Origin of the sequence: Hymenobacter sp. IS2118, assembly GCF_000715495.1 — a bacterium.
GTDB lineage: Bacteria > Bacteroidota > Bacteroidia > Cytophagales > Hymenobacteraceae > Hymenobacter.
Genome location: NZ_JNLX01000171.1, coordinates 1 through 10,341, shown reverse-complemented (window position 1 = coordinate 10,341; position 10,341 = coordinate 1). Strand labels below are relative to the sequence as shown.

The window sequence follows — 10,341 nt, the reverse complement described above, 5'->3', positions numbered from 1 at the left end:
CGCCCCGTGAGCCCCGCGCCCCACGGCCGGAAGGCGAGGCTCGCCCGCCCCGCGAGCCCCGGCCCGAAGGCGAAGCCCGCGAGCCTCGCCCCGAAGGCGAGCGCCGCAGCCGCGGTGGCCGCAACCGCAAGCGCGGTCCCAAGCCCGAAGGCAGCCCTGAAACGCCAGCGCCAGCCGCTGGCCCGGCCGGCGAATAACTTTTTTTCTTGAGATTTTTCCTCAAAAAACAACCCCCTGGCTATGCGGCCGGGGGTTTGTTTTTGAGCTGGTAGCAGGTTTGTCTACCATTATCAATTACCTCATGTCCTCTCCTGCCGCCCCCCATTTTCAGACGCCGGCCGGCACCATTGTGGGCCGCCGCGACGGGGCCGTGGTGCGCGCCACTGGCATCCGCTATGCCCGCGCCGGACGGTTCCAGGTGCCGGTGCCCGAGCCCGCGGTAACCGAACCCATTGTGGCCACTGTACCCGCCCCGGCCTGCCCTCAAGTGGCCGATGCTGGCCTGGATGCGGTATTAGGCGACTTATACAAAGCACTGGAATTCAGCGAAGACTGCCTGCGCTTATCCGTGACGCTGCCCGCCGATGCGACTGTGGACGAGGCGCTGCCCGTTATTGTGTGGGTGCACGGCGGCTCCTACGTAACCGGAGCCGGCGACCTGCCGATGTACGACCCGGCCGCGCTGGTGGCCGAGCAGCGGGTGATGTTTGTGGCCGTAACGTACCGACTGGGGCTGCTGGGGTTTCTGGGCAGCGCGGGCGGTACGCCGCCCAACCTGGGCCTGCTCGACTTACTAGAAGCCCTGCGCTGGGTGCAGCGCAACAGTGCCGCGCTGGGCGGAAATCCGGCGCTGGTGACACTGCTGGGGCACTCCTCCGGGGCCGATGCCATTGCGCAGCTGCTGCTGACGGCCGACGCGCCCGGCTTGTTTCGGCGCGTTATTCTGCATAGTGCGCCGCTGGGCCTCACGCGCCGCCGGCATGCCCTGAGCCGGGCCCTGGTGGCGGCGGCCGGCCCACTTCCGCCCCACGGGCCCGTGGGAGACGTGCTGGCCCGTGAGCGGGTAGCGGTGCGGGCCGGGCGCTGGTTTGGGCTGAAAAGCGGAATGCCCTTCGGCCCGCAGTACGGGGCCGCGCCCCTGCCACCCGAAGCCGCCGTGGAAGCTACCTGGGCCGCCGTGGCCCCACACATCGACGTACTGATTGGGGCCACGGCCGAGGAAACGCGCTTTTTCGCCGTCATCACGCCGGTATTTCAGCAGTTGGGGCGGCTGCCGCTGTTGGGGGCGCGGCTGGTGCGGTGGTTGGTGCGCCTGAGCTCGAACCGCATTTACCGGCACCCCGCCACTGCTTTTGCCCGACGGCACGCGCGGGCCGGCGGGCGGGCCTACCAGTTTCTGGTGCAGTACCGGCCGGCCGGCAGCGCGTTTGGCGCGGCCCACACCATCGACTTGCCGCTGCTGCTGGGCAGCCGGGCCAGCTGGGAAGCCACGCCCCTGCTGGGCCAGGCTACCTGGGAGGAAGTGGAGGCGGCCGGCCGGCCGGTGCGGCAGCTCTGGGCCGATTTTGCCCGCACCGGCCACTTGCCCGCGCCGGTAGCCGTGCCGGGGGTGCTGGCGGTACGGCAGGTATGATGGAGTGACTAGCGGCCGCTCCGTAGCAGTAACCGAGACGCTGGTTTTTGTTGCTGGTTGCCAGGTACTTGCTTCCCAGTACCTGTTGGTAATCAACCAGGAACCAGGTGGCTTTTGAGAAACTGCGTGACAGCAATAGCCAGGATGGGTTAGGCCTTTGCGCCCACGTTTACCTCAAATAGCTCCGTTACCAGCGCGGTGGCAGTTACCTCGTCGGGTTTGGCTTGGAAGCCGAATTTTTGTTCGTCGATTTCAACCAGCCCGAACCACTTAGCAAATCGAAACATGACCCGGCCCGCGTAGTAGCTGCCCAACTTTTCCTCGCGCGTCATGTATGGCACCTCGCGCACCGAATTGAGCAGAAATGGAAAGGCTAGCAGGTAGTTATCGGCGTAGAAAGAAATGGGGTGGATTCTGGGGCCGAACTGGACCAGCAGGTACACCGAATACGCCCAGGCCAGCTGCCCCACCGGTGAGTCGTCGTCGCCGAACCCATCGAAATAGCCCCAATTAAATTTCTCAGTGAACACCTCCAGCACCAACCGCAGCAGGGCCGGCCGCTGCGCAGGCGCCTGCAGCAGTTGCCCTTTTTTGGTGATTGTGAGCTTGCCATGCACTTTTTTCACGAGGCCGGCCGCCATCGCAATGATGTGCGTGGTGTGCAGCACTGGCGAGTCAATTTCCCGGTTGATGCTGATAAAGCCCGCATCAACGTACTCTTCTGGCACGAGGCGGTGCGCGTACAGCTCGTGCAAAAACTTGCGGGGCAGCGCCCCGCCCGCCGTGAGCTTGATGCTGTTCTCGCGCTGCACCAGCCGCAGTAGCTCCTCGATGAGGCGCAGCAGCGGCACCCGGTCGAGCACCGACGCGGGCAGCTCGGCCCGGAGCCGCACCGGCGAGGCCACCCCCAGTGGCGCGGACATCAGCTGGTGCATCTGCGTGGGGCTGAGGCCGCAGAATTCCGCGAGTGGGGCCGCGTTGTAGCGGTGAAAATGCGCGTTTATCTCGGCGGTCTGGGCAGGAGTCATGAGGCGGGTTGAAGATGAGCGGGCGGCTTCGCCCCACCGAAACACCAGCCTTTCGCTTACCCCAGCACCTGCCCCACGCCAAACAGCACCGTAAATACCAACGTGCTCAGTGCCATCTGCTTCAGCAGCGGGTCAATCTGCATGGAGTCCTGCCGCTGCCACACCTGAATGGCGTTGAAGGCAAACAGCGGCGTGGCCAGCGCAAACAGCCACTGCCAGGGCGAGTGGTAGGTGAGAGCCACAAACACTGTGGCGCAGCCCAGGCCCAGCAGCAGCAGCAGCCAGTGATAGCGCCGCGCGTGCACCGGCCCCAGCCGCACCGGAATGGTTATTTTGCCCGCCAGCACATCGGAGTTGATGTCCCGAATGTTATTCACATTTAATACCGCCGTGGCGAAGCAGCCCAGCGCGGCGGCGGGCAGCAGCACCTGCAACGGCAGCGCCCGCGCCTGCAAAAAGTAAGTACCGCACACGCCCACCAGGCCAAAGAACAGAAATACCGAAATGTCGCCCAGCCCCGCATAACCATATGGGTTTTTGCCGGCCGTGTAGTTTACCGCCGCCCAGATGGCGGCCAGTCCCAGCGCCAGAAACGCCAGAAACAGCCCGAGCCCGGCCGCGCCCAGCGCCACCCACAGCAGCGCCAAGCCACTAGCCAGGGCCAGCAGCCCGCAAATCCACATGCCGCGCTTCATTTGGGCGGGGGTGATGGCGCCGCTCTGCACGGCGCGCTGCGGGCCCTGGCGGTGCACGCTATCGGCGCCGTTCTGGGAGTCGCCGTAATCGTTAGCGAGGTTGCTGAGGATTTGGAGCAGGATGGTGGTGAGGGCCGCCAGCGCCACTACCGGCCCGTTGAACTGCCCGTTGGCGGCGGCCAGAAACGCGCCCGTGAGTATGCTGGCCAATGCCAGCGGCAGCGTGCGGGGACGAAAAGCGGAAATCCAGGGCGACATGGGCAAAGGGGAAATCAACTAGCGAAAAAAAACGTCATGCTGAGCTTGTCGAAGCATTTCTACCGCTTCGTTGCAACGACGAAATTAGTTGCGCGGTAGAGATGCTTCGACAAGCTCAGCATGACCTTCTGAATAATCAGTAGCGGTAAGCAATTATTTCATAATGTCGGCCAGCAGCTCGGGGCTCAGGGGCTTTACGTCGGATTTGTAGAATTTCAACACGTGGCCGTTTTCATCGACCAGGTACTTGCAGAAATTCCAGGTGGGCGCGTCGCTCACGGCGCCGTTTTTGGTTTTATCAGCCAGGAATTTGAACAGTGGCGCCGTATCGTCGCCCTTCACCGAAACCTTGCTGAAGAGCGGGAACGTAACGCCGTAGTTTTTCTCGCAAAACGCAGCAATCTGGGCTTCGGTGCCGGGCTCCTGGCCGCCGAAATTATTGGCTGGGAAGCCCAGCACGGTCACTTTGTCGCCGTGCTGTTTATAGAGCGCCTCCAGCTCCTTGTACTGCGGCGTGTAGCCGCACTCGGAGGCGGTGTTCACAATCAGCAGCTTTTTACCCTTGTACTGGCTCAATTTCACATCCTTGCCCTCGATGGATTTCACGGTGAAATCGTAGACGGAGGCGGCGGCAGTTGTTTCGGTGGTTTCAGTCATGGCGATGGGCGCGGTGGGTTTGGCGGCGATGAAAACCACGGCCGTAGCGGCAGTGGCAAGGATGAGAAACAAGGGGATTTTCATAAATCGGAAAATGCGGGGATTATTCGACTATGTGCCTAACCGCTCAGGGGCACGTGGAGTTTGCGGGCGGAGCGGTGGGGCTTCGGGCGGCCTAATAGTTGTCCATTCAGGAGGCCAGAAACGCGGCCACCTCGCCCGAATACGTGAGCGTGAGCTGGTGCATGGCGCGGGTGCAGGCCACGTACAGCATGCTTTTATCGACCTCCGTCCGGTAGTTGCGGGCCGAGGCGAAGGGCACAATCACCTCGTCGAATTCCAGCCCCTTCGCCAAATGGGCCGACGTAATGATGACGCCTTCCTTAAATAAGGTAGAATCCTCGGTGAGCAGCTGCGCGCCCAGCTCCGCCAGCGCCTGCTGCACCTGCGCGGCCTGCCGGGGCGTTTTGCAGATGATGCCCAGCGAGTTGCTGCCGGAGCTTTGGAAGTCCGTGGCCAGCTGTTTGACGGCGGCCAGCTCCTCGCCGGGGCTGGGGCAGCGCAGTAGCAGCGGCTCGCGGCCGTGCCGTTCCAGCGGGATGATGTTGGGGTTGGGCGTGATGCGCTGCGCGAAGGCGGTGATTTCCATCGTCGAGCGGTAGCTGCGGTACAGCCGCACGATGTCGGCCTGCGGAAACACGCGCTCAATGGTTTCGGCCGACGACGCGCTGTAGGGGTTCACCGTCTGGTTGACATCGCCGAGAATGGTTTTCCGGCAATTGAATACCCGGGACAGCACGGCGTATTGCACGGGCGTGTAGTCCTGCATCTCGTCCACAAGCAGGTGCTTGACGTGGTCGTAGGCCGAAATGCCTTCGAGGCGGATGCGCAGGTAGAGCAGGGCGAAAACGTCGGCGTATTCCATGGTCTGGCCAGGCTCGTAGCGGAACAGCTCGGGCCGGCCCAGCCAGCGGTAGAAGTCCCGGTAGAAATCCAGCACGTTGTTGAACCGAAACATGCGCGTGAGGGCCTCGCCTATCGTATTTTTCTCCCCACCGGTCAGCTTCCGGTTGGCGGCGGTGCGCACGTAAACGCGCACGTCATCGGCCACCAGCGGGAAGCGTTTCAGCAGCGGCACGCGGTGGTAGGTCTTGAACTTATCCAGCAGCAGCTGGCGCGGCACCACGGTGCGGCCCACCCGCAGCTCGCTCGCGGTGAAGTAGTTATTCTCGACGTGGAGCAGGTATTTGTTCAGCTGGCTAAGAAACTCAAACGAGGATTTGAATTGAATGCGCTCGATAAAAGCTGGTTTGTGCTGCTCCAAAAGCGCCGATACCTGCTCGAAAAACGTCTGGAACTGGTACTGATTACCGAGCAGGTCGGCGGCCAGCTCTTCCATGCCGGTTTCGGGAATGTGCTCCTCGCCCAGCTCGGGCAGCACGTTCGAAATGTAGTCGGCAAACACCTTGTTGGGCGAAATTATCAGGATGTCCTTGGCCCCGATGGTGTCGCGGTAGCGGTAGAGCAGAAACGCAATGCGGTGCAGGGCAATGGAGGTTTTGCCCGAGCCGGCCACGCCCTGAATGACCATTACCGTAGCCTCCTCATTGCGAATCACCGCGTTCTGGTCGCGCTGAATGGTGGCGACGATGTTCTTCATCTTATCGTCCGAGGACTTAGCCAGCTCGCGCTGCAATACCTCGTCGTGGATGTTCACGCCGTTTTCAATCATAAACTCCAGGCGGCCATCCTGAATTTTATACTGCCGCTTCAGGGCGATGCGGCCGTGGATGGAGCCGGACGGCGTGGCATAATTCGCTTCGCCCAGCTCAAAATCATAAAACATGGACGAAATGGGGGCGCGCCAGTCGTAGATGAGGCCGCGCCGGGCCCGCTCGTCCACAAACGAATGCACGCCGATGTACACCGGCATGCTCTCCCCGCCCGAAGCCACGAAATCGATGCGGCCGAAATACGGCGACTGCACCAGCTTGAGCAGCTTACGCTTGCGGGCCACGGCCGCCCCGCCCGTAAAGGCCATGCGGTCGATGGACTGGCCCGCGGACACCATGTCGGCATCGTCCATGCCCGACTGATGCTCGTGGATGTACTCCTTTTTCTCCCGCAGCTCGTTGGAAAACTGCCGCACAGAATCATCGACCCGCCGCACCGCCAGCGTCAGCTGCTCCTTAATTTCTTCCAGGTATTCTCGTTCTTCTTGTTCCGTTGCGTTCATCAGGGGCAGATTTTGGGAAACAGGCGGCCGCGTTGCAATCAGGTGGTGGGCGGCGTCAGCCACTTCTCCAGCTGCACGGGTTGGTAAGCCGCCATCTGGGCCAGCAGCTCCACCGGGTTGGCTGATTGCAGGAGCTGAGCGCGGTTTTCGGCGCGCAGCAGTTGGTCGTCGCGCATGCGGTCGAGGGCCAGCAGCAGGTGGTCGTAGTAGCCGTCCACGTTCAGCAGGGCCACGGGCTTGCGGTGCAGGCCGAGCTGGCCCCAGGTCAGCACCTCAAACAGCTCTTCGAGGGTGCCATAGCCGCCGGGCATGGCGATGAAGCCGTCGGCGCGGTCGGCCATCATCAGCTTGCGCTCGTGCATGGATTTCACGACGTGCAGCTCCGTGCAGCCCTTGTGAGCCAGCTCCTTGGCATCCAGAAAATCGGGAATCACACCGATAACCTCGCCGCCAAGGGCCAGCACGGCATCAGCAATAGTGCCCATCAGCCCCACGCGCCCGCCACCGTACACCAGCGTGAGGTTTTGGGCTACCATCGCCGCGGCCAGGGCCTGCGCCTGGGCAATAAAATTCGGATTGGTCCCAGCGCTGGAACCACAGTAAACGGCAATGCTTTTCATATTAATTGGTCATTCATTGTTGGCAACAGCAAGAAGAACGGTCATGCTGAGCGCAGTCGAAGCATCTCTACCGGGGGAGTATATAATTACTATTGCGGTAGAGATGCTTCGACTGCGCGGACGCCAGATGAGCATGACCGTTCTTCAGCCTGTAATCAGTAGTTACATGCGCTCGGGTACCTGGATGCCCAGCAGGCCGAAGGCGGCTTTCAGCTGCTCGCCGGTGCGGGCCGAGAGGGCCAGGCGCAGGTTGCGCTTGGGCAGGTCGGTTTCGGCGAAGATGGGCACCTTGGCGTAGAAGCGGTTGTAGTTGCGGGCCAGGTCGTAGGCGTACTGGGCCACCACGGCGGGCGACAGGTTCTTGGCGGCTTCGGCCACTACGGCGGGGTAGCGGGCCAACTCCTGAATCAGCTCGGCATCGGCGGGATGCAGCTCGGTCACGCTGGTCCAGTCGGCGGTGTCGGGGGCGCCCAGCTCGGCGGCTTTGCGGCGCACGGCGGCCGTGCGCGAGTGCGAATACTGAATAAACGGCCCCGTGTCGCCCTCCAGGTTCACCGACTCTTCGGGGTTGAAGAGCATGCGCTTTTTGGGGTCCACTTTCAGCAGGTAGTACTTCAGGGCGCCCAGGCCCAGCATGTGGTAGAGCTCCTCCAGCTCAGAGTCGCTCAGGCCTTCGGTTTTGCCTTTTTCGAGGGTGGCGGCTTTAGCGGCGGCCACCACGTCGCGCACCAGCTCGTCGGCGTCCACTACGGTGCCTTCGCGCGATTTCATCTTGCCCGAGGGCAGGTCCACCATGCCGTAACTGAGGTGGTGAATGGCGTCGGCATAGGGCTTGCCCAGCTTTTTGAGCGTGGCCTGCAGCACCTGCATGTGGTAGTTCTGCTCGTCGGCGATGACGTAGATGCTGCTGTCGTAGCCGAAATCCTGGTACTTCAGCTCGGCCGTGCCCAGGTCCTGGGTGATGTACACGCTGGTGCCGTCGGCGCGGAGCAGGAGCTTCTCGTCGAGGCCCTCGGCCTGCAAATCGACCCACACCGAGCCGTTTTCCTTCTTGAAGAACACGCCTTTCTGCAGGCCTTCTTCTACCCGCTCCTTGCCCAGCAGGTAGGTGCCGGATTCGTAGTAAAACTGGTCGAAATCGACGCCGATGTTCTTGTAGGTTTCGTCGAAGCCTTCGTACACCCAGCCGTTCATCTGGCGCCAGAGGCTGACCACGGCCTCGTCGTTGGCTTCCCAGGCTTGCAGCATCTGCTGGGCCTCGGCCATGAGCGGGGCGCTTTTCTTGGCCACCTCATTAGTGACGCCTTCGGCTTCGAGCTGCTTGATTTCCTCGCGGTAGTGCTTCTCAAACAACACGTAGTACTTGCCGGCGAGGTGGTCGCCCTTCATGCCGGCGCTCGCCGGGGTTTCGCCCTGGCCGAAGCGCTGGTAGGCAATCATCGACTTGCAGATGTGGATGCCGCGGTCGTTCACCAGGTTGGCCTTGGTGACGGTGGCGCCGGTGGCTTTCAGAATCTCGGCCACCGAGTAGCCCAGGAAGTTGTTGCGCAGGTGGCCCAGGTGCAGGGGCTTGTTGGTGTTGGGCGAGGAGTACTCCACCACCACGTTCTGCGGGCCGTTGGTGGCCACGGGCGCGGTAGCGGGCTGCGCGTGCAGCTGCGTGAACACCTGCAGCCACTCGGCATCGGCTATTTCCAGGTTGAGGAAGCCTTTCACCACGTTGTAGCCGCTCACGCGGGGCTCGTTGCTTTGCAGCCACTCGCCCAGCGCCTGCCCAATTTGCTCCGGCCCCTTGCCGAACGCCTTGGTGAGCGGAAACGTGACGAGGGTGAAGCTGCCGGCAAACTCCTTGCGCGTGGGCTGGAGCGTGAGGCTGGCGGCGGGAATTTCGAGGCCAAAAACTGCCTGAGCGGCAGTTTGCAGGGCGGTTTTGAGGGAGTTTTCTAACTGTTGCACGAGGCAAAGGTACGGGCGGGGGCTAACCCTCACATCAGAACGTCATGCGGAGCCTGCCGAAGCATCTCTACTGCTTCGTCCTCACGTCAAACCTCACCCCCGGCCCCTCTCCCGTGGAGAGGGGAGCCACGGCGGCGCGATTGAGATACTGCGCTGCGCGCTGGCATCTGTTTCTCTCGCGCCGCCGGATTAATAGACCCCGAAACTTGGAGCAATGGGGCATTGCGTTGGTGTAAACAGACTTTAGAGCGGTTTCCAATTCAGTGTACAGAATTCTGCATATTTTCACCTGATGAAAGCGTATTCGATTGATTTGCGGGAACGGGTAGCGGCGGCTTGTGCCGCGCCGCAGGCCCGGATTTACCAAGTCGCTGCCCAATTCAGCGTATCCGTTTCGTTTGTGGACAAGCTGTTGCAGCGCCAGCGCCGCACGGGTTCGCTGGCCGCCCTACCCGCACGCGGCGGCCCGGTGCCGCGCCTGGACCCGGCGGGCGAGGCGCTGTTGCGGGCCTGTCTGGTGGCGCAGCCCGACGCGACGCTGGCCGAACTGGGCACCGCCTTGCACGCCGCCGAGGGCCCGGTCCTGAGCCGCACCAGTACGTGGCGGGCGGTGGAGCGCCTGGGCTGGGGGCGTAAAAAAAAAGCATCCACGCCGCCGAGCGCGACACCGAACGGGTCGTAGCGTTGCGCCGCTTGTTTGTGGAAGCTATTCAGGAAGAAGACGTTACTCATTTTGTGTTTGTGGACGAAACGAGCACCAACCTCACGTACTGCCGCCGCTACGGCCGGGCCCCCGCCGGCCGGCGCGTGGACCAGGCGGTGCCCTTGCACAACGGCCCGAACGTGACGCTTATCGCGGCCCTGACCCCGGACGGACTCGGGGCGTTGCTCACCGTCAATGGGGCCGTCAACGGCGACGTGTTCGCGGCCTATTTGGACCAGGTGCTCGGCCCCACGTTGCAGCCGGGCGACGTGGTGGTGCTCGACAACTTGACGGTACACAAAGTCGACGGCCTGGACGAAATTGCCCAAAAATACGGCGCCCGCTTGCGCTACCTGCCGCCTTACTCGCCTGATTTCAACCCCATTGAACTCGCTTTTAGCAAACTCAAGACGTGGCTACGCACCACCAAAGCACGCACCTGCGACCTGCTGGAAGAGGCTATCCAGGCGGCTGCCGAATGGATAAATGAACAGGATGCCAAAAACTGGTTTGACCATTGCGGATATCATGTACACTGATTTGGAAACCGCTCTA

Annotated in this window: 9 protein-coding genes and 1 pseudogene; 4 read left to right on the top strand and 6 right to left on the bottom strand. The window is 62.3% G+C overall.

Going from position 1 to position 10,341, the window contains the following annotated elements; genetic code table 11:
- A pseudogene (locus GM79_RS25835) lies at nucleotides 1-197 on the top strand (ATP-dependent helicase); the annotation flags it as partial.
- A gap of 104 nt (nucleotides 198-301) precedes the next feature.
- Nucleotides 302-1,633 (top strand): carboxylesterase family protein, encoded by a 1,332-nt coding sequence (locus GM79_RS17985; protein WP_035566747.1) that lies wholly within the window; start codon nucleotides 302-304, stop codon nucleotides 1,631-1,633.
- Between the two features lie 149 nt (nucleotides 1,634-1,782).
- Here GM79_RS17985 and GM79_RS17980 read toward each other — a convergent pair whose 3' ends face one another.
- From GM79_RS17980 to argS, 6 genes are all read right to left on the bottom strand, one after another.
- On the bottom strand, nucleotides 1,783-2,661 hold the full coding sequence (locus GM79_RS17980; RefSeq protein WP_035566739.1) for a hypothetical protein: 879 nt from the start codon (nucleotides 2,659-2,661) through the stop codon (nucleotides 1,783-1,785).
- Between the two features lie 56 nt (nucleotides 2,662-2,717).
- The gene (locus GM79_RS17975) at nucleotides 2,718-3,614 is read right to left on the bottom strand and encodes a 1,4-dihydroxy-2-naphthoate polyprenyltransferase (RefSeq protein WP_035566737.1); all 897 of its coding nucleotides are present in this window, start codon (nucleotides 3,612-3,614) and stop codon (nucleotides 2,718-2,720) included.
- Between the two features lie 153 nt (nucleotides 3,615-3,767).
- Nucleotides 3,768-4,355: a glutathione peroxidase gene (locus GM79_RS17970; RefSeq protein WP_081867860.1), complete on the bottom strand. Its 588-nt coding sequence runs from the start codon at nucleotides 4,353-4,355 to the stop codon at nucleotides 3,768-3,770.
- Between the two features lie 106 nt (nucleotides 4,356-4,461).
- Entirely contained in the window at nucleotides 4,462-6,507 is a 2,046-nt protein-coding gene (locus tag GM79_RS17965; RefSeq protein ID WP_035566734.1) for a HelD family protein, read from the bottom strand.
- A gap of 38 nt (nucleotides 6,508-6,545) precedes the next feature.
- A complete protein-coding gene (locus GM79_RS17960; RefSeq protein WP_035566732.1) occupies nucleotides 6,546-7,127 on the bottom strand; it encodes a TIGR00730 family Rossman fold protein in 582 nt (193 codons plus the stop codon).
- Nucleotides 7,128-7,289: 162 nt separating this feature from the next.
- Nucleotides 7,290-9,083: an arginine--tRNA ligase gene (argS, locus tag GM79_RS17955; protein ID WP_035566729.1), complete on the bottom strand. Its 1,794-nt coding sequence runs from the start codon at nucleotides 9,081-9,083 to the stop codon at nucleotides 7,290-7,292.
- A gap of 292 nt (nucleotides 9,084-9,375) precedes the next feature.
- Between argS and GM79_RS17950 the strand changes: the two genes are divergently transcribed.
- Both GM79_RS17950 and GM79_RS17945 read left to right on the top strand, forming a co-directional pair.
- Complete coding sequence (locus GM79_RS17950; RefSeq protein WP_051718595.1) at nucleotides 9,376-9,765, top strand: hypothetical protein; 390 nt, start codon at nucleotides 9,376-9,378, stop codon at nucleotides 9,763-9,765.
- Between the two features lie 2 nt (nucleotides 9,766-9,767).
- On the top strand, nucleotides 9,768-10,325 hold the full coding sequence (locus tag GM79_RS17945) for an IS630 family transposase (protein ID WP_051718594.1): 558 nt from the start codon (nucleotides 9,768-9,770) through the stop codon (nucleotides 10,323-10,325).
- Nucleotides 10,326-10,341 lie beyond the last annotated feature (16 nt).